The sequence below is a fragment of the Microbacterium mcarthurae genome, assembly GCF_046064585.1.
Classification (GTDB): Bacteria; Actinomycetota; Actinomycetes; order Actinomycetales; family Microbacteriaceae; genus Microbacterium; species Microbacterium mcarthurae.
Window position 1 is genome coordinate 23705 of the sequence record NZ_JAROCE010000002.1, and the last position, 20231, is coordinate 43935.

Genomic DNA, 20231 nt, shown 5'->3' on the forward strand with positions numbered 1-20231 from the left:
CGGCCGTTTCCACATCTACACCATCGGCGCGGACGGGCCACCGCGTTCCGTCGTCATGTGAAGCGTTCGAGACCGCCCCAGCCGCCCACCCATGCCTCCAGGTGCGGCTCGTCGCGCACCACGTGGACTCCGGATGCCACGAGCTCGCCCGCCGTGAATCCGACCCGTGCGCCCCAGCGCTGCGCGCGGCGGCGGGCCCGACGCGCACTCGCGGTCCCGAGCGGGGTGCCGTCGGCGGCGCGGACCTCCACCCACCCCTCCTCGCCCTGACCGAGAGCACTCAGCCGCGCGGCGAGCGCGCCGGCATCGTCCACGAGCACGGGACGATCGAGCCGCCAGATCACGCGCCCGTCCGGGACGGCGCCGGAACGCACGCGCGGATCCGACGCGAGCGCGGCGGTCGACGGCGGCGCGTCGAGCACCACGGTCGCGCGCGGGAACGCGGCCAGGAGCGCGTCGACGCACAGGAACACGGCGGCGTCGGAGTGCTCCCCCGTCAGGTGCACCACAAGGTCGGGGACGGCGGGGAGGAGTCCGCGGCCCGCGGAGCCGGCGACGGGGATGTCGGTCGCCAGGCGCAGCGTCTGCCGGTTGCCCTCGCGCGCGCGATCGAGGTCTCGGCCCGACCAGTCCGGCCCGTCGTGCCACGCGACCGCCTCGGGCACGTGGGCCAGGACCGCGCCCGCCTGCCAGGCCCGATGCACCCACTCCCAGTCCTCGCCGCCGTACGTCGTGTACGTCTCGTCGAATCCGCCCACCTCGTCGAAGAACGCCCGCGTGCACGCCGACACGGCCCCGATGACGTAACGGTACGAACGGTCGTCGGCGCGCAGGAGGTTCCCGCTCCGGGCGTACTCGTCGCGGAGCCAGGCCGGTTCGCTCAGCTCGCGCGTCGGGCCGGCCTCGGAGACGGGCACGGTCGGGGGCACCCCGGAGAGATCGGCATGCCGCCGTCGGCCGACGGTCACGGCCTCCGGCAGCAGGGCGGGCAGCCGCGACAGCGCCCGGACGTAGCCCGGCTCGGGCGTGGTGTCGGCGTCGAGGAAGCACAGCACGTCCCCGGTGCTGGCGGTGACGCCGAGGTTGCGGGCGGCTGCGGCCCGGAATCCGCGGTCGTCCTGGCGGACGAGCCGCACACCGTCCGGGACGACGGGGGCCTCGGGCGAGCCGTCGTCGGCGACGACGATCTCGAGCCGGTCCGCGGGGTGATCCTGCGCCGCGAGCGCCGCCAGCGTGCGCGCCAGTTCCTCGGGCTGGGCGTAGTGCGTGACGATGACGCTCACCCGCGGCGGCTCGGGCTCGAGGCCGGCCACGTCGTCCCACCGGTTCCCGACGACCCCGCGCGCGGGCGCGTCCAGCGTCCGCCACCACGACACGTAGGCCCGGGCGACGTCGGCGGGACCGACGGGGACAGGGTGGATGCCGTGCCAGGTGGCATCCGGATCATCCGCCGCCGCGCGCACCGCCGCGGCGAGGTCCTCGGGCTCGACGGCGTGGAGCGTGCCGGGTCGGAGCGCGTCCATCTCGTCGACGTACCGGTTGCGCACCGCGATGGGCCGCCGTCCCCAGCCGATCCACGACGCCAGCGACCCCGATGCCGAGACGTGGCGGTGCGCGATCACGGGCACCGCCACGGCGCGGGCGCGGACGGCCATCTCGTCATCGTCGAGCCACCCGGTGACCTCGACCTCGACGCCGGCGTCGGCCGCCCGGCGAACGAAGGAGTCCAGGTCGGCGGCGTGCCCGTCGGACGCGCGCCCGAGCACCGTCATCCGCGTGATCCCGGCGCCGATCGCGGCGGCGAGCGCTTCGTCGTGCCCCTTGCCGGGGTAGAAGTAACCGAGCACCCCGATGGTGCCGTCCGGGCGCGGAGCCTCCCCGCCGGTGACCGAGGGCACGGGCAGCGGGACGACCTCGACGGGTCCGTCCCACACGCCCTCCTCGGCGAGGAGATCGCGCTCGTGCACGCTGTTGACCGCCACCGCGCGCGCCTCCCGCGCGACGGCCGCATAGAACGCGCGGCGACGCGGGCGGTTGCGCTCTCCGTCGGACTCCTGCGGGACGTCGTGCAGCGTCACGGTGACCGGATGCCGCCGGGCGAGGGACGTGAACCGATCGGTGGCCTCCTCGGGCGACGTCCCCCACATCCGGTCGGTCACGTGCACGTGCAGCGGCGTCCCCGCCGGCAGGTCGGTGAGGTCGTCGGGGGTGACGACACGCACCGCGGGGTCGAGGACGCGGACATCGGCCGCGACCGCGCGGGCGTAGGCCGCGACGCCGTGCGGTCCGGGCGGCGCGACGAGGACGGGGAGCGCGCTCATGCGGCGCGCCACCGGCGCAGCAGCGGCGCGAGGCGCTCCACCGCCGCCGCGACGAACTCCGGGTGCTGCGCGTACCACCGGCGGTGCGCGTCGACGACGGCGTCCGGGTCGAGGCGCTCCCCGGCGACGATCCAGTCGCGCCGGGGCTCGGCATTAAGGCCCCACGCGTCGACCACCCACGGCTCGAGGGGCGCCTGCACCCCCGCGAGGATCGGCCGGCCCGGATCGACGGCGGTACCCGGTGCCCCCAGTGCGGCGACGATGCGTTCCCCCAGCGGAAGGAACACCGCGTTGCCCGGGTGGTTGACGGTGCGCGCGAGGTCGGGCACGACCTCGTCGTACAGATCGGATGCCACCACGTCGACGCCGATCTCCTCCCGCCGCCGCAGCTCGGCGAGGGAGTCGTCGGCCACGGCCCGGACGACGGCGCGCGGAAGCTCGGCGGCCACGGGCAGCCCCGCGGCCTCGGCGAGCGTGCGGACGTCGTGGTACGCGACGAGCGGAGGGTCCTCGTCCACACCGGGGACACGGATCGCGGCCTGGAAGGGATGGAGCCCGCCGTACCGGAGGGAGGGCACCACGACCGTCCGCGCCCCCGGGGGAAGGGCGGCGCGCAGTTGCGAGGTCCCCAGCGGCAGGGCACGGTAGTCGTCGCGGATGGGCTGGACGACGAGGAACGCCGCCCCGGCCAAGAGACGGTGCAGGCGGTCGGCGTCGGCGGCATCCATCTCGTGCACGGCGGGCACCCGCACACCGGGGTGATCCTCGTTCGAGACCACGAGGCGGATCGATTCGGCCTGGCAGTTGCCGACGACGACGCCGTACCCCCCGGGCGCGGGCTCGTCGCCGAAGAACGCCGCGTAATGGGCACGGCGCGCTATCACCGCCGCCGTCTCGTCCGCAAGCGTCCCCGACCCGTCATCCCCGCCGCTCATGATGTGAACGTACGCCGTCGCCGCCGTCGCCTGGGAACGGTTGCGTTGACTTGCGACGGGTCTGCCGATGCGATACGCGCCACACGCGAACCCAGGAGGACCACCGATCGACGCCGCAGCCCCCCGCCGTATCCGGGTCGCCGCCGTGCCCGCCGCGCACCCGTACGTCCGGGCCGTCACCGACGAGCGCTTCGTGGAGGTGTGCGCGGATCCCCCGCCGCCGGGCGCGGCACCGGGGCAGTGGTGGCCACCGCAGGTCCTGCTCCCGGCGTGGCTCGAGGAGCACGCCGCCGACCTCGACCTCGTGCACGTGCACTTCGGCAGCGAGTCCTACGCCGCCGAGGAGCTCGCCGAGACCGTGCGCACCCTGAACCGCTTGCGGCTTCCCCTCGTCTACACCGTGCACGATCTCGAGAATCCCCAACTGCGCGACCAGGCTGCGCATGACGCCGCGCTGCGCGTGCTCATCGGGGGCGCCGACGCCCTGACGACCCTCACGGCGGCGACGGCCGCCGACGTGGAGCGCCGCTTCGGGCGGACGAGCACCGTCATCCCGCACCCGACCCTCGTGAACGACGAGACGCTTCCCTCGGGAACCCCCTCCCCCGTGACCCGGGTCGGCGTCCACCTGCGCGATCTCCGCCCGAACATCGACGGTGTCGGCACGACGGCCACCCTCGTGCGGGCGATCGCCGACCTGCGCGCACGCGGAGCGAACATCGAGGCGGTCGTGCGCGTGAACGAGCGGGTACGCGACGCCGACGCCGCGGCATCCATCGACGCTCTCGCTCGCAACGCCGACGGGGTGAGGCTCGAACGGTCCGCGCGGCTCGACGACGACGCCCTCGTCGCGTGGCTCGCCGACCTCGACGCGTGCGTGCTGCCCTACACCCACGGGACCCATTCGGGGTGGGCCGAGCTGTGCTACGACCTGGCCGTCCCCGTCGCCGGGACCCGCGTGGGCCACATCGCCGCGCAGCACGCCACCGATTTCCACTCCTTCCGCATCGGCGACCCGGTCTCTTTGGAGCGGGCGATCGTGGATGCCACGGCCCCGGCGTGGTCCGTGCCCGGTTCCGACGCGCGGACGGCCGAGGTCGCCCGCCGCCGAGCGGACCGTCTCGACGAACGGGAGAGGGTGCGCGAGACGCACGTCGCGCTGTACCGCCGCTCGCTGCGGACGGAGCACGCCGCGTGACCCGGGCCGTGCAGCGCATGCGGGTGCTCGTGGTCGCCCCCTCCCGCTACCCGCTGCGGCAGCCCCACGCGGGAGGTCTCGAGGCGACGGTGTGGGACCGCGTCCGGTGGCTGCGCGACCGCGGGCACGAGGTCACGCTGTGCGCCGCAGAGGGGTCGGACTTCCTCGACGACTCTCCCGCGTTCGCGCTCCCCGCGCCCGCGTGGACTCGCGTCGAGGACGCCTCGGACACGTTCTATCCCGAGGGCTACGCCCGGGCCACGGATGCCGCGCACGAGGTCCTCCTCGACCGACTGCGCAGCGGGCGGCACGACTTCGATGTCATCGACAACCACAGCCTCCACCCCGCGCCCATCCGATGGAGCCGGGACGCCGACATCCCCGTCGTCACCACGTTGCACACCCCGCCCCTCGAGCCGATGCTCGAGGCGGCGGAGTACGCCCGCGGCAGCGCGCACCGTTTCGTCGCCGTCAGTCAGGCGACCGCGCGCGCGTGGTCGGTGGAGGGCGTGGACGCGTTCGTCTTCCCCAACGGCATCGACACCGATCGGTGGACGCGCGGTCCCGGCGGTTCCCGGTGGGTGTGGTCGGGACGCATCGTGCCCGAGAAGGCGCCGCACCTGGCGATCGAGGCCGCACGGACGGCCGGGGCGGAGATCGTCGTGGCCGGGCGCATCGGCGACGTCGACTACTTCCAGCAGGAGGTGGCGCCGCGCCTGGGCGGCCCCGCGCGTTACGTCGGCGCGCTGCACCAGGGCGACCTGTGCCGCTTGGTCGGGTCGTCCGCCGTCGCCCTCGTGACACCGATGTGGGAGGAGCCGTTCGGTCTCGTCATCGCCGAGGCGCTCGCGACGGGCACCCCCGTTGCGGCCTTCGACATCGGCGGGGTGGCCGAAGTGCTCGCCGGCATGCCGGGCACGGCCGCCGTCACCGTCGGTGACGTCACCGCGCTCGCCCACGCGGCGCTGGAGCTCGCCCGCCAGGGAGAGCGCGAGCCGCTCACGCGGGTCTGGACGCGCCGCGCCGCCGTCCGCGAGCACGCGCTGAGCCGACGCTACCGCGACGTGGAACGCGTCTTGACGCACACCGCATTGCGATCGAGGGAACAGCGGATGCCGGCGGTGTCGTGGTGATCGGCTGGTACATCCACCACCACGGGTACGGGCACGTCGCCCGGTTCCGCGCCGTGCACCCGCACCTGCGCGTGCCGGTGCGCGTGTTCTCCTCCCTCCCCCGCCCCGAGGGACTCGAGGGCGACGTCGAGTGGTTCGAGCTGCCGCACGACGCCGACCCCGTGGAGCGGGAGGACGGGTCGCTCTACGACCCGCGCGAGGGCGACCCCACGGTTCGCGGCGCACTGCACTGGGCTCCCCACGACCATCCCGGTCACCGTGCACGACTGGCCACCATCGCCGCGAACGCCGCCGACCTGCACCTGTTCGTCGTCGACGTCAGCGCCGAGGTCGTGGCCTTCGCGCGGCTCCTCGGTCTGCGCACGCTCGCGGTGACGCAGCCGGGTGAACGGACCGACGCCGCCCACGCGCTCGCGTACGACCTCGCCGACCGCATCCTCGCGCCGTGGGCGCACGGCGCGGTCACCGCCTCGTCGCTGACCGCCCGAACCGACCGGGTCGTGTGGACCGGGGGCATCTCGCGTCACGACGGTCGCCCCACCGCCGACCCGCACGGTGAACGGTCGGTGCTCTTCCTCGGTCGCGTGCTCGACGAAGACGTGCGGCGCGCGGCGGAAGACCTCCTCACCGCCGCCGGATGGCGCACGAGCGCGATCGGCCATGACCTTGCCTCGCACGTCGACGACCCGTGGCCCCTGATGACCTCGCATACCGTCGTCGTCAGCGCGGCGGGGCAGAACAGCGTCGCCGACCTCGCCGCGGCCGGGGCGCGGGCGGTCGTCGTCGCCCAGGACCGTCCGTTCGACGAGCAACGTCACACGGCGTGCGCGCTGCACCGGTGGAACCTCGCCCGTGTCGCCCCCGAGGGGGTCGACGCCGCGGGGATCGCCGACCTCGTCGCGTCGGCCGCCGACGACGATCCGGATTGGTCGCGGTGGCAGGTCTCCGGGGCGGCCGAGCGCGCCGCCGCCGCCATCGAGGCGATGCTGCCGTGAGGCTCGCGGTCCTCACCGTCGCCTCTGCCGCGCGCCGCGCACACCTCGAACGTCAACGCGAGGTGCTCGCCGCGGTGGCACCCGACACCGCGCGCGTGGAGGTGTTCCTCGACGACGAGGTGGCGCCCGGCATCCGGGATCCCGAGGCCCGGACGCTGCACGTGCCGCCCGGTCCGCACGGGCTGTGCGTGGGCGCTGGTCGGAATGCCGCCGCGGCCGCGGCGATCGCGGACGGTGCGGAGCTGCTGGTGTTCCTCGATGTGGACTGCCTGCCCGGGCCCGACCTGTTCGCGCGGTACGCGGACGCCGCCCGCACGCATCCCGCCGCGCTGCTGGCGGGACCCGTCACCTATCTCGCGAGCGTGCAGCGCCCCGCGGTCGCCGATCTGCCGTTCGTGACGCGTCCTCACCGAGCCCGCCCGGCGCTTCCGCCGGGAGAGACCCGGACCGCCGACCCGGGCGAGTACGACCTGTTCTGGTCGCTGTCCTTCGCCGTGACCCCCGCGACGTGGCAGCGTCTCGGCGGCTTCCACGACGGGTACGAGGGCTACGGTGCGGAGGACACCGACCTCGCCTGGACGGCGCGCACCGCCGGTGTCCCGCTGGTGTGGACGGGCGGGGCGGATGCCTACCACCAGTGGCATCCGGTCTCTTCACCGCCGTGGCAGCATCTCGACGACATCCTGCGCAACGGCGCCGAGTTCCACCGGCGCTGGGGCGTCTGGCCGATGGGCGGATGGCTCGACGCCTTCGCCGCCGCCGGCGCGATCGAGCGCCGCGGCGCCGCCTGGGTGCGCGTTCCCAACGCGTGAGGTGCCAAGATTTGTCGCTTCGGGCGAGCCCGAAGCGACAAATCCTGGCACCTCACGCGCGACTCGGCGGGAGCCCTAAGCGGTGCGCAGCCAGGCAGACGCCTCGCCGGGGAGCGCACCCGACTCGACGGGAGCGCTCGACAGGAGCACCTCGCCGGCCGGGAGCGCAACAGGCTCGGTGCCGAAGTTCGTCACGACCGTCCAGCCGGCAGGGCGGGTGAAGGCGACGACGTCGTCCCGGCCGAGGTCGACCCACTCCAGGTCCTCGGCGGTCTGCAGCTCGTGCCGCAGGTCGAGGGCGCGACGGTAGAGCGACAGCGTCGAGGCCGGGTCGCCGTCCTGCCCGTCGACGGCGTAGTCGGCGAACCACTCCGGCTGCGGCAGGTGCGCTCCCCCCGCGCCGAACCCGAACGCGGCATCGGATGCCGTCCACGGCAGCGGCACGCGGCATCCATCCCGTCCGATGTCGGCACCGGGGCTGCGGAAGAACGTCGGGTCCTGACGGGCCGCGTCGGGGATGTCGGCGACCTCGTGGAGACCCAGCTCCTCGCCCTGGTACAGGTACGCCGAGCCCGGGAGCCCCAGCACGAAGAGAGCCGCGGCACGCGCGCGGCGCGCGCCCCGCTCCGCGTCCAGCGCCGGTTCGGTGCCGCCGGACAGCAGCCACTCGTTGCCGTGCTTGCGGGTCGGACGCCCGTCGGCATCCCGCTCCGCGTCGGGCAGACCGTACCGGGTGGCGTGGCGGACGACGTCGTGGTTCGACAGCACCCACGTCGTCGACGAGCCCGACTGTGCGGCGAGCGAGAGGTTGTCGGTGACGATGCGACGGAACTGCCGCGCGTCGAAGTCGGCCTCGAGCAGGTCGAAGTTGAACGACTGTCCCAGGCTCTCGATGCTCGCGTACAGCGGCACGCGCGCGGGGTGCACCCAGGCCTCGGCGACCGCGGTGCGCGGCGGGTCGTAGGAGTTGAACACCGCGCGCCACTCGGCGTACACCTCGTGCACGTCGTCGCGATCGAGGAGCGGGTGGTTGCCGTCCTGCGGCATCGCGGCGAGCTCGGCGGCGGAGGGCAGCGGCTCGCTGAGGTCCTTCGTCAGCATGTGCGCGACGTCGATGCGGAACCCGTCGACACCGCGGTCGCTCCAGAACCGCAGGGTCTTGACGAAGTCGGCGCGCACCTCGGGGTTCGCCCAGTTCAGGTCGGGCTGCGAGACGTCGAAGTTGTGGAAGTACCACTGGCCGTCCGCGACGCGCTCCCACGCCGACCCGCCGAACACGGACTGCCAGTCCGTCGGCGGCTCGGAGCCGTCGGGGCCGGTGCCCTCGCGGAAGATGTACCGGTCGCGCGCTGCGGAACCGCGACCGGCGGCGAGCGCCTCCTGGAACCAGGCGTGGTCGTTCGAGGTGTGGTTGGGCACGATGTCGACGACGACCCGGATGCCATGGGCGTGCAGCTGCGCGATGAGCTCGTCCATGTCGGCGAGGGTCCCCAGACGCGGGTCGACGTCGCGGTAGTCGGCGACGTCGTAGCCGCCGTCGGCGAGCGCCGACGGGTAGAAGGGGCTGAGCCAGATGGCATCCACCCCCAGTTCGGCGAGGTACGGCACCCGCGCGGTGATGCCGGGGATGTCGCCGAGGCCGTCGCCGTTGCTGTCGGCGAAGCTGCGGGGATACACCTGGTACACCACGGCCTGGCGCCACCAGTCGGGGGCGTCGGAGAGCTCGCGGGCGTGCACGGAGGGTGCGGCGGTGGTCACAGAGGAGTCCTTTCGGGGTGGGTGGCGGGTCAGCCCTTGACGGCGCCCTGCGTGACGCCGGCCATCACCCAGCGCTGGGTGAAGAGGTAGGCGACGATCGCGGGGGCCATGGCCATGAGGTACGACGCGAAGGCGACGTTGTAGTTGTTGCTGAACTGCGTCTGGAACAGGTTCTGCCGCACGGGCAGCGTCTGCAGGGACGGATCGCTGATGATGAGCGAGGGCATCATGAAGTCGTTCCACGCGTACAGGAAGGCGAAGATGCCGACGGTGGCGCTCATGGGCGCGAGGAGCGGGAAGATGAGTCGCCAGAACGTCTGCCACGTCGTCGCGCCGTCGATGCGAGCGCTCTCTTCGAGCTCGAGCGGGATGGAGCGCAGAAACGCGGTGAACAGCAGCACGCTGAAGCTCAGCTGGAACATCGTGGCGAGGATGATCACGCCGGCCGGGTTGTCGAGACCGACCCGACCGGTGAGCTGGATCTGGGGCAGCGCGACCACCGGGAACGGGATGAACATCGCCGCGAGCAGGTAGAAGAACGAGTACCGGAAGAGCTTGCGGTCCCAGTTGCGGGCGATCGCGTACGACGCGAACGCCGCGAGCACGATGGTCGCCGCGACCGTGCCGGCCGTGACGAGCAGCGAGATGACGAGGCCGACGGGGAACCGTGTGAGCGTCCAGGCCTGGACGAATCCGTCGAAGCTGATCGGTGCGGGGAATGAGAAGGCGTTGCCGTCGACGACCTGCGCCCCGCTCTTGAGCGCCATCGTGATGGTGACGTACAGCGGGAGCAGAACCGTCACCGAGCACAGGACGAGGATGGTCGTGGCCGACCAGTTCACACGTTCCATGCCGACGCGGCGGAAGCGGCCGCCGGTGCGCCGCCGCGCGGGGAGGGCGAGATCGGCCTGCTCGAAGGCGAGGGCCGGCTGATTGAGGGCGGTCATGCGAGGGTGTTCCTTCCCCGGGTCAGCGAGAGCTGGAGCAGCGAGATGACGACGGCGACGATGAAGAACAGGGCCGCGTTGGCCATCTGGTAGGCGTAGTCGCCGCCGTTGAAGCCGAGGATGATCGACATCGCGACGCTGCGCGTCGCGGTGCCGGGGCCCCCGGCGGTGAGGCCGACGATGATGTCGTAGGCGTTGAGGAAGCCCTTGAAGCCGAGGATGACGTTGATGACGACGTACCCGGCGACCAACGGCAGCGTGATGCGCAGCAGCTGCTGCGTCTTGCTCGCTCCGTCCAGGCCCGCGGCTTCATAGACGTCCCCGGGGACCGACAGCAGCCCCGCGATGTAGATCAGGAGCGTTCCAGGGATCGCCTGCCACGCGGTGACGATCACGATCGCGACCCAGGCGAGGTCGGGGTTGGCCAGCAGGCTCGACTCCAGCCACGGGATGCCGACGGCGGCCCCGGCCTGCGGCAGCGAATTGCTGAAGAGGAAGTTGAAGACGTAGGCGATGATGATGCCCGAGATCACCATCGGGATGACGAAGATCGTGCGCAACGTCCGCTTGAGGCGGATCTGCGCGGTGAGCCCGACGGCGAGCAGGAACGCCGCGACGTTGACGACGATCACCGTCGCCACCGAGAACCCGAACGTGAACAGGTACGCCTGCAGGATCGCGGGGTCGCTGAAGATCGCGATGTAGTTGGTCAGCCCGACGAAGTTCCATTCGCCGATGCCGATGGAGTCGGTGAAGCTGAAGAAGATGCCGATGATGCCCGGCACCGTGATGGCCAGTGTGAACAGCACGAGCGTGGGGATGAGGAAGAAGTAGTAGATCGGCTCGACACGGCGGGTGCTGCGGCGTGCGGCCGCCTTCCCGCCCGTGACGATCGTCGTGGTGGTGGTCATCGCGCGTCTCCTTCGGCGGCGGCATCGGTCGTCGACGCGGCAGGCTGCCGGAAGGCCAGACGCGCCCAGTCCTGATCCATCGTGCGCAGCGTCCGCTCCGGCGACGCGCCGAGGATCATGGCCTGCGCGTAGTTGAAGACGGGGATGGTCTTGGGCACCAGCACCGATGCACCCTGGTAGATCCGCCCCTCCTCGTAATAGGGGATCATCCCCGCCACCCGCGGATCGCTCGGGGCCGGGGCGTCCTTCGTCGGCGCGAATCCGAGCTGCGACTCGTTGTACGCCTCGATGATCTCGGGCTGGTAGAGGTACTCGAGGAAGTCGCGGGCGGCCTCCTGGTGCCGCGACCCCTCGGGGATGATGGCGGCGAGGTCCATGTTCACGCGCACGGCGAGGTCGTCGGGGTCGTCGGTCATGGGCAGCGGGAACGTCCCCACCGGCAGATCGGGCGAGGTCTTCGCGATCTCGCCGAGGGCCCACGGTCCCTGCAGGTACATCGCAGCCTGGCCCTGAGCGAAGGCGAGGTTGCCGTCGCCGTACGCCCGGCTGTCGGCATCCGGATTCGTGTAGGTCGAGGCGAGCTCGGTCATACGGTCCATCGCCGCGGAGAAGTCCTTCTCGAAGGACACGGCCGAGTCGGGGCCGACCGCGTCGCCCTCGGCGGCGAGCGCGTCGAAGAAGTCGATGACGTCCAGGGATCCCCCGACGGCGTAGTCGTACCACCCCTGTCCGACGGTCCAGTCGTCCTTGAACGTGCCGTAGAAGGGCGTGATGCCGTTGGCCTTCAGGGTCTCGGCGGTCTGCCGCAGCTCACCCCACGTGGTGGGGACCTCGAGCCCGAGATCCTCGAAGATCTGGGTGTTGTAGATGACGGAGGAGGCCATCACCGAGTAGGGCAGTGCGCTCGTGCGGCCCGCGCAGACGCCGTACTGGTCCATGAGGGGCTGCAGGTCTTCGCGGACGGTCGTCGCCGCCGTGGTGCCCGACAGGTCGGTCAGCGCGCAGCGCTGCACGAACCGGGCGACCTCGTAGTTGTAGTTGGCGAGCATGATGTCGGGCGGATTACCGCGGACGAAGCTCGCCGACACGACGTCCACGCCCGAGGTGTCCATCTCGACGCGGACCCGGTCCTGCGATGCGTTGTAGTCCGCGACCACCTCGTTCATGAACGTCAGGGCTTCGCGCTTGCTGAAGGTGAAGCGAATGGTCTCGCGACCGTCCGCCGAGCACCCGACGAGCATCGCCGCTCCCAGCGCCGTGACTGCCAGCGCCGCGGCACACCGCCGCACCGTTGCCGTCTTCGTCGACACGTGTCCTCCTCGCATCCTTGCGATCTTGAATCGGAGATTAAATCTACTCGTCAAATCAAACCGTTCACGGCAGTATTGCAGGAGACACAGAGGGGGTCAAGATCCGATGACGGATGCCACTGCCTCGGTGCCCTCGCTCCGTCGCCACAGCCTCGATGCCGTGCTCGCGTACGCGTGGGACGCCGAGGCGTTCACCGCGAGCGACGTGATGGCTGCGGTCGCGCTGACGCGTTCGACGACGATCGACGTCCTGGACGAACTCGTCGCTCGCGGGCTGCTCGTCGAGATGCCGAACGCGCGCGCGGTCGGCGAGTACTCGAAGGGCCGCCCCGCGCGGCGCTTCGCGTTACGAGCCGATGCCGGCCTCGTGGTCGGCGTCGACGCGGGGCGCGGACACGTGACCGCCACGGTCGCCGACCTGCGCGGTGTTCCCGTCGCCACGTCCCGGTTGTCGATAGACCCCGAACGCGACTCCCCCGAGCGTCGCCGACGCGCGGCGGAGAAGATCGTCGAGGCCACGCTGACGCGAGCCCACGCCACGCGCGACGATGTGGTCGCCCTGTGCGTCGGGGTTCCGGCGCCGGTGAATCGTTCGGGACGATCTCCCGCTCACCACGACGGTTTCTGGCAGCGGATGAACCCCGACTTCGTCGACACCTTCGCGTCGTGGGCGCCGGTGGTCCGGGTCGAGAACGACGCTCTGCTCGCGGCGATCGCCGAGCGCACCGACGGCGCCGCCGTGGGGTACGACGACTTCGTCGCCCTCCTGGCCGGCGAGCGCTTCGGCGCGGGAATCTGGGTCGACGGGCGGCCGCTGCGGGGCGCGCACGGCGGCGCGGGAGAGACGATGGCCTTCGACCGTGTCGAGGGGGTCGGGAGCGCCTTCGGCCTCGCCCCGCGGTGCGTCGAGGCGGCGCGTGCACTGATCGACTCGGGAGAACTCCCCGCCGGCAGCGCCCTGGCCGACGTGCCGCCCGCCGAACTGGATGCCAAGACCGTGCTCGACCTCGCCGCCGCGGGCGATCCCGGCGCTCTCGCGGTCGCCGCCGAGGTCGGCCAGGCACTCGCCGTGGTGACGGGCATGCTCGGGAGCCTCTTCGACGTTCGCCGCGTCGTCGTCTCGGGAGCGATCGCCGCCGGCGCCGCCCCGATCATCGCCGCCGCCGCGGCCGCACTCCCGACGGCCCTGCACCTCCCCCCGCCCGAGATCGTCGCCTCCTCCCTCGGCGCCGACATCGTGTCGACCGGCGCCGTCGCCGCCGCGATCGAGGCGACGCGCACGCGCGCGATCGACCTCGCCCCCTTCGCCCTCCCCGCCGAGCGCTCGAGGCGTGAGGCGTGAGGCGTGAGGCCTGAGGCCTGAGGCGCGAGGTGCGAGGTGCGAGGTGCGAGGTGCGAGGTGCGAGGTGCCAAGATTTGTCGCCCGCGAGCCCCCGGAGGCGACAAATCCTGGCGCCTCGCGCAAGCGGTATCGCGCAAACGGTATCGCGCGGACGGCGGTGCGCGAGCGGGCGTCGGGCGGCGAGCGCAACCCGTGGCCGCCGCGGGACACGGCCGGATAGCCTCGGCGCATGCCCGAATGGCCCGAACACGTCCTCTGGTGGCACCTCTATCCCCTCGGATTCGTGGGTGCCCCGATCCGCGACGGCGTGGACCCCGACGCGGCACCGGCGCACCGCCTCGACCGCATCGAGGGGTGGCTCGATCACGTCATCGAGCTCGGGTTGAACGGCCTCCTCCTCGGCCCGGTCTTCGCGTCCGAGACCCACGGCTACGACACCGTCGACCACTTCCGCGTCGACGCGCGTCTGGGCGACGACGCCGACCTGGACCGCCTCCTCGCCGCAGCGCGGGAACGTGGCATCCGGATTCTCTTCGACGGCGTGTTCAACCACGTGGGTCGAGGGCATCCGGCGTTCCAAGCGGTGCTCGCCGGCGGTGACGCGGAGCTCTTCCGGGGCTCGCGCGTCGACGGTCGATTCGAGCCCGAGGTCTTCGAGGGGCACGGCGCCCTCGTCGCCCTCGATCATTCCGCCGACGCCACCGTCGACCTCGTCGTCGACGTCATGACCCGGTGGCTCGAGCGCGGCATCGACGGGTGGAGATTGGATGCCGCCTACGCGGTGCCGTCGGAGTTCTGGGCGCGCGTCCTCCCCCGTGTGCGCGAACGCTTCCCCGAGGCGTGGTTCGTCGGCGAGGTGATCCACGGCGACGGTCCCGCGATCGTGAACGCCTCGACGATGGACTCCCTCACGCAGTACGAGCTGTGGCAGGGGATCTGGCACGGCATCGCCGATGGGAACTTCTTCGAGCTGAGCCACGCGATCGAGCGCCACGACGACCTGCTCGCGACCTTCGTTCCGCAGACGTTCCTCGGCAACCACGACGTCACCCGGATCGCTTCGGCGGTGGGATCGGACCTCGTGCCGCACGCCATCGCGGTGCTGTTCACGGTGGGCGGCACGCCATCGGTGTACGCGGGCGACGAGTTCGGGTGGACCGCGGTGAAGGAAGAGCGCGAGGGCGGCGATGACGCGGTGCGACCGGAGTTCCCGGCGACCCCGAGCGACGTGACCGACGTCGACGAGAGCATCCTCGACGCGCATCGGGCGCTCATCGCCCTGCGCCGGCGGCATCCGTGGCTCTGGCGAGCCCGCACCGACGTCGTCGAGGTGACGAACACGACCCTCGTGCTGCGCACCGCGGTCGACGACGAGGCGGTGATCGTCGCGCTGAACATCGGCGATTCGCCCGCGTCACTCCCCGCCGCGGACGCCGCGACGGTGGTCGCCGGGCACGCGACGCTGAGCGACTCCCGCGTCGATCTCGGGCCCCGCGGCTGGGCGGTCTTCGAGGCGTGAGTCGCCAAAATTTGTCGCCTGCCGGAGGCAGGAGGCGACAAATCTTGGCGACTCACGCGTGACGAGAAGAACCCCGGATGCCGTGGCATCCGGGGTTCTTCTCGGTTCAGGCGTCGGTGCGGCGCGGACGACGCATCGTCCACACAACCCCTCCCGCGACGAGCAGGAAGGCCGCCAGCAGAGCCCCGCCGAGGGGCCCCTGCGCGCCGGTCGCCGCCAGCTGGCCGGATGCCACCACGGTGATCGCCACGCTTTGGATCATCCGCCCATCGGCACCGTAGACGACGATCGAGTGGGAACCCGCGGCGAGGTCGCCGGGGATCTGCACATCGAACGTCACACGTCCGCTCGCGTCGGCGACCGGGATGCCCGCGATCCGGATGGGGTCGCTCCGCAGCTCGGCCGTGACCTGCTCACCGGCATCCAGACCGGTGACCGTGACGCGCACGATCCCCCCGCGCTCGACCGTGGTGGTCGAGACGGACACCGACGGGGCGGCGCCCGGGGAGGTCGGCTGCGGGCTGGCCGTGGGCTCGGCCGTCGGGACGGGAGTAGCCGTCGGCGTCGGCGAAGCCGTCGGCGTGGCCGTCGGGACGGGAGTAGCCGTCGGCGTCGGCGAAGCCGTCGGCGTGGCCGTCGGCGTCGGCGTGGCCGTCGGTGTCGCGGTCGGCGTCGGCGTCGGCTCCGTCGTGTCAGGCACCTCCCGCGGGGCGACGCTCGAGAGCGTCGGCTTCACGGTCTGGAACAGCCCGTCCTCCCCGACCTCGAGACGGTCGATCGTCGTCTCGCGATTGGTGCCGTTGCCGCCCGGGATCGCGAACCGGTGGTACGCGATGTACCACTCGTCCGTGCCGGGGACGTTGATGATCGAGCTGTGCCCCGTTCCGAGGATGCCCTGCGAGGCGTCCTTCTGCAGCAGGATGCCACGGTAGGTCCACGGCCCGTCGATGCTCGCCGACGTGGCGTATCCGACGCGATAGTTCGCCGACCCGGTGTCGTCGATCGCGTAGGTCAGGTGGTACATCCCGTCGCGGTAGTTGACGAAGAGTCCTTCGCGGAAGTCGGTCAGGCCGGAGATCCGCGTGATGGTCCCCTCCTTGATGCTCTTCATGTCGTCGGACAGTTCGGCGTAGAGCGGGCTTCCGTTACCCCAGAACAGGTAGTGCTTCCCCGTCTTCGGGTCCTGGAAGGCCGCGGGATCGATGGCTTGCCCGCTCGTCACGGACTCGGCGTTGGTGATCATCGGCTTCGCCTCGGCGGTGAACGGTCCCTCGGGGCTGTCCGCCACGGCGACGCCGATCTCCTTGCGGTTGTCCTGCGGGTTGTGACCGCTGAAGTAGAAGTAGTACTTCCCGCCCTTTTCGATGATCGTCGGGGCCCACGCGTTACCGGTCGCCCAGGGCACGTTGCCCTCGGCCCCGTCCAACGTGAGGATCGGCGTGTCCGAACGCGTCCAGTCGACGAGGTTCTTCGACTTCCACACGTAGAACGTGTTGCCGCCCCATCCGGGAACTCCGTCGCTCGTGGCGTAGATGTAGTACGTGTCGCCGAACACCGCGATGTTCGGGTCGGCGTACAGCCCCGGCAGCACCGGGCTCTTCATCTCCACGGCCTTGAGCGTCCAGACCACATCGGCCTGGCCCTCGGTCTTCAGCGTCACCGTCACCGGGGTGCTGAGGTTTCGGACGGTTCCGGATGCCGGGCGCGCCGTCGTGCCGGGCGCGGTGGTGAACGTCGGGCGCAGCGTCGTCAGGTCGGTGCCCGGAACGACGGGGAACAGCACGGTGCGGTTGGCCCCGTCGACGATCGGAGCGACCTTGAGGTCGGAGGCATCCTGCAGGCTGACGTTCGTGAGCACGCCCGGGTTCTGGGCGGCCACCTCATCGGGACTCAATGCGCGGTTGTAGAGCGCGAACTCGCGCATCTGCCCGCGGAAGAGGCTGTCGTCGTTGTAGACCGACTTGCCGATGTAGTTCGCCAGGGTGAAGCCTTTGCCGATGTCGCCGGGGCGCACCGTCACGTTGGTGTTCTCGGCGACCTTCTGCCCGTCGAGGTACAGACGCGCGGTGGTGCCGCTCAACGTGTAGGTCAGGTGCACCCAGCGGTCGCGCGGCAGGGGGGTACCCGAGCCGGCGTTCTGCTCGCCGGTCCAGTTGCCCTTGCTGATCGCGCCACGATACTGGCTGTCGCCGGTCGAGAAGAGGTAGCCGTTACCCTTGCCGTCGCTCCCGGTGTTTCCGAAGGCGTAAAGGAAGTACGGCGTCTTCTGGGCCGGGTCGATACGCAGCTCGGCGTCGACGGTGAAGTCGTTCACCCCGGCCAGCACGTTGTCGGGCAGGTCGACGTAGTCGTTGGTTCCGTCGAAGGTGAGCGCGCCGTCCGAGAACGTCGCACCGCCCTGGATCTGTCCGTCGCGTCCGGCGCCGGAGCGGTCGTGCAGGATCGTTCCCTGAGCATCGGTGAAGTCGTAGCGGAGCACCTCGCCCTTCTCGTTGGCCGTGACCGGGGTCGCCGTCGGCTCCTCCGGGATGTTCTGGCGGAGCGCAGCAAGCTCGGCCGCGGTCACGGGGATGACGGTGCCGTGACGCGGGCTACTGGGGAGCTTGTAGTTCGCGGGAACCTGCCAGTTCGGGTTGGCGATGTCGGTGGTGGCGAGCGGAATGTACCCGCGCCCGCCGTACTCGTCGACGAACAGGTAGTACTTGTCGCCGTTGACGTCGCCCGGGTTGGACGTGAAGATGCTCGGGCCTTCGACCGCCTGCGTGCCGGCGTTCTTGCCGATGCACGACGTGACCTGCGTCCAGTCCTTGAGTGGGGCGGTCAGCACCGTCGAGCTCTCCTGGATGATGTCGCTGCAGCCGGTGGTGCCGGCGCCCTCGTCCTTCGTGAAGCGCTGGTAGACGCCGTCCGCCTTGATGACGGTCGAGTCGATGCGGGAGATCCCGCCCTGCCAGACCTGGGGCTCGCTGAACGTCACGAAGTCGCGCGTGGTGGCGTACATCATGCTGTTCGGCACGTTCGCGGTGTGATTCGGGTCGTCCTCCGGGTAGATCTTGGAAGCCCAGAACACGACGTACTGACCGAGCGTCTCGTCGTAGTACGCCTCCGGCGCCCACGTGTTGCCGGCCGTGTCGGGCGACACCCGCACGTGACGCTGGTCGCTCCAGTTCACGAGGTCGTGGGATTCCCAGACCTCGATGTACTTGGAGCCGATCGTCTGCGAGTCGCCCCAGGACGTGCCGCCGCCGATCGAGAGGTCGGTGGCGATCAGGTAGAACGTGTCTCCCTCGGGCGAGCGGATGATGAACGGATCACGCAGACCCTTCTCGCCGTACTTCGAGGTGAGGACCGGCTTGCCGCCGTTCAACTCGGTCCACGACAGGGCGTTGTTGCCGTTGCTCGCGGCGAAGTAGATGTTCTCGCCCTCGATGGTGTTCCCCGTGAAGTACGCGAACGCGTACCCCTCGAAGGCCGCCAGCTTCGCCGCCTTGCGGACTGTCACGACGATGTCGCGCGTGCGGGTCTCCGCCCCCTTTGTCACGGATGCCGTGAGGGTCACCGTCGTGTCGGCGTCTTGGCGCGACACCACGCCGGTGGTCGACACCACGCCGGGGTTCGAGCTCGTCCAGGTCACGGGGAGGCCGTCCGCCGTCGTCGGCAGCGTGAGATTCCCCCGCGCGTCGTCGGCGTTGACGACGCTGATGCCGGCGAGCGCCTTCTCCGCGGTGCCGGCGTCGTCCGGATGGGCGAGCACGATCGCCGTGAAGGTGTCCGTCTCGGTCGCGGAGCCCCGGGTCAGGGTGGCGGTTAGAGTGACGGTGGCATCCTGCTGTCCGGGGGCGGGTCGTGTGACGACGCCCGTGGGGGACACGACGGCCGTGTTCGAGGACGACCACGAGATGCTCGAGCCGTTCGTCCCCGCGGTGGGCAGGGTCACATTCCCGGTCACCGCGCTCAGGTCACCGAGGTCGAGGGCGGCCTTGTCGCGCGCGATCCGCTGCGGGTCGGTGGGAACCAGGCTCTGCACCTCGTCCGCCGTCAGGGCGTGGTCGTAGACGCGGAAGTCGCGCAGGCTTCCGGCGAGACGCCGGTCCGGTGTGTAGTTCGAGCGGCCGAGGTAGTTCGCCGAGGTCTTGCCGCCGCCGATGGCACCGGGGGTCGTGGTGGTGTTGGTGTTCTCGGCCACCTGGACGCCGTCGAGGTACAGCCGCGCCGTCTTCGAGCCGGCATCCAGGCTGTAGGTCAGCGTCTTCCACACCCCGCGCTCGAGGTTCGCCGAGCCGCGGGTCTCCTGCTCCGTCGTCCAGTTACCACTGGCGATGCCGGCGCGAGCCGGGTTGCCGGTGGCGAACAGATACCCGTTCCCGTACCAGTCCGTCGTGTTGCCGAGCCCCCAGACGAAGTAGTTGCCCGACTGTTCGGGGCGCACCAGGACATCGGTACTGACGGTGATCGAGGTCAAGCCAGCGAGGATGTCATTGGGAACGCTCACATAGTCGTCGGTGCCGTCGAGACGTGCGCCGTTGGAGCCCGTCAAGGCGGGCCCGCCGACGTAGGTGGCATCCCGCCCGTTGCCGGACGCGTCCCGCGCGACGGTGCCCGAGGTCTCGTCGAGCGGGTACGAGACGACCAGTCCGGTCGTGGGGGTGGCTGCATCTGCGGTTGCGGGGGCGGCGATCGGCGCCGCGACGAGCGCGGCGACCACCGGGACGGCGAGCGCCCAGGAGGGGAGACGGCGCGGGAGCGCCGTTCGGTGGAGTGTAGGCACGGGGGTGCGGGTCCTCTCGTGAATGCGGCATTGCATGCTGTCGTCCACAGCGACGACGCTCGCGATGTTAGCGCTCACAGTCGACTCACGCCAGTATCTGTCAATAATCCCCGCGTGTGAGCGATCCCACGGCCCCTGCATAGCGGCATCCGGCCCCGCGACCATCCCACCCCGCGACCATCCCGCCCGTACGAGGCCCCGATCTCGCTTCGGTGTCCACAACACGCGGATACGCCGAGGCGGAATCCGCGTGTCGTGGACACTCAACCGCTGCAGGCACCG

General features: G+C 71.2%; 13 protein-coding genes. 6 read left to right on the plus strand and 7 right to left on the minus strand.

Annotated features, from left to right (window positions below; translation table 11 throughout):
* Positions 1-53: 53 nt before the first annotated feature.
* Positions 54-2321 (minus strand): glycosyltransferase family 2 protein, encoded by a 2268-nt coding sequence (locus P5G46_RS06810; RefSeq protein ID WP_408905300.1) that lies wholly within the window; start codon positions 2319-2321, stop codon positions 54-56.
* The gene (locus P5G46_RS06815; protein WP_408905301.1) at positions 2318-3256 is read right to left on the minus strand and encodes a WcbI family polysaccharide biosynthesis putative acetyltransferase; all 939 of its coding nucleotides are present in this window, start codon (positions 3254-3256) and stop codon (positions 2318-2320) included. The genes P5G46_RS06810 and P5G46_RS06815 overlap by 4 nt, the downstream gene beginning before the upstream one ends.
* A gap of 145 nt (positions 3257-3401) precedes the next feature.
* Between P5G46_RS06815 and P5G46_RS06820 the strand changes: the two genes are divergently transcribed.
* From P5G46_RS06820 to P5G46_RS06835, 4 genes are read left to right on the plus strand one after another with little or no spacing between them, the layout of a single operon-like run.
* A complete protein-coding gene (locus P5G46_RS06820) occupies positions 3402-4454 on the plus strand; it encodes a glycosyltransferase (RefSeq protein WP_375095234.1) in 1053 nt (350 codons plus the stop codon).
* Positions 4451-5587, plus strand: a complete 1137-nt coding sequence (locus tag P5G46_RS06825) for a glycosyltransferase (protein WP_375095233.1) — start codon at positions 4451-4453, stop codon at positions 5585-5587. Before P5G46_RS06820 ends, P5G46_RS06825 begins: the two co-directional genes overlap by 4 nt.
* Positions 5581-6582: a hypothetical protein gene (locus P5G46_RS06830; protein WP_408905302.1), complete on the plus strand. Its 1002-nt coding sequence runs from the start codon at positions 5581-5583 to the stop codon at positions 6580-6582. Before P5G46_RS06825 ends, P5G46_RS06830 begins: the two co-directional genes overlap by 7 nt.
* Positions 6579-7394 (plus strand): glycosyltransferase family 2 protein, encoded by an 816-nt coding sequence (locus P5G46_RS06835; RefSeq protein ID WP_408905303.1) that lies wholly within the window; start codon positions 6579-6581, stop codon positions 7392-7394. Before P5G46_RS06830 ends, P5G46_RS06835 begins: the two co-directional genes overlap by 4 nt.
* Positions 7395-7469: 75 nt before the next feature.
* Here the strand turns inward: P5G46_RS06835 and P5G46_RS06840 are convergent, their stop codons facing one another.
* From P5G46_RS06840 to P5G46_RS06855, 4 genes are read right to left on the minus strand one after another with little or no spacing between them, the layout of a single operon-like run.
* On the minus strand, positions 7470-9152 hold the full coding sequence (locus P5G46_RS06840) for a glycoside hydrolase family 13 protein (protein ID WP_408905304.1): 1683 nt from the start codon (positions 9150-9152) through the stop codon (positions 7470-7472).
* A gap of 29 nt (positions 9153-9181) precedes the next feature.
* Positions 9182-10099 (minus strand): carbohydrate ABC transporter permease, encoded by a 918-nt coding sequence (locus P5G46_RS06845; RefSeq protein WP_408905305.1) that lies wholly within the window; start codon positions 10097-10099, stop codon positions 9182-9184.
* Positions 10096-11010, minus strand: coding sequence for a carbohydrate ABC transporter permease (locus P5G46_RS06850; RefSeq protein ID WP_375095229.1), 915 nt, complete (start codon positions 11008-11010; stop codon positions 10096-10098). The genes P5G46_RS06845 and P5G46_RS06850 overlap by 4 nt, the downstream gene beginning before the upstream one ends.
* Positions 11007-12320 carry an ABC transporter substrate-binding protein gene (locus P5G46_RS06855; RefSeq protein WP_408905306.1) on the minus strand — a complete coding sequence of 438 codons (1314 nt, stop codon included), beginning with the start codon at positions 12318-12320 and terminating at the stop codon, positions 11007-11009. Before P5G46_RS06855 ends, P5G46_RS06850 begins: the two co-directional genes overlap by 4 nt.
* Before the next feature lie 106 nt (positions 12321-12426).
* Here P5G46_RS06855 and P5G46_RS06860 point away from each other — a divergent pair, with 106 nt between their 5' ends.
* Positions 12427-13662, plus strand: a complete 1236-nt coding sequence (locus P5G46_RS06860) for an ROK family protein (protein WP_239277579.1) — start codon at positions 12427-12429, stop codon at positions 13660-13662.
* A 229-nt stretch (positions 13663-13891) separates the two neighbouring features.
* On the plus strand, positions 13892-15181 hold the full coding sequence (locus P5G46_RS06865; RefSeq protein ID WP_408905307.1) for an alpha-amylase family glycosyl hydrolase: 1290 nt from the start codon (positions 13892-13894) through the stop codon (positions 15179-15181).
* Positions 15182-15287: 106 nt separating this feature from the next.
* Here P5G46_RS06865 and P5G46_RS06870 read toward each other — a convergent pair whose 3' ends face one another.
* Complete coding sequence (locus tag P5G46_RS06870) at positions 15288-19949, minus strand: family 43 glycosylhydrolase (RefSeq protein ID WP_408905308.1); 4662 nt, start codon at positions 19947-19949, stop codon at positions 15288-15290.
* Positions 19950-20231 lie beyond the last annotated feature (282 nt).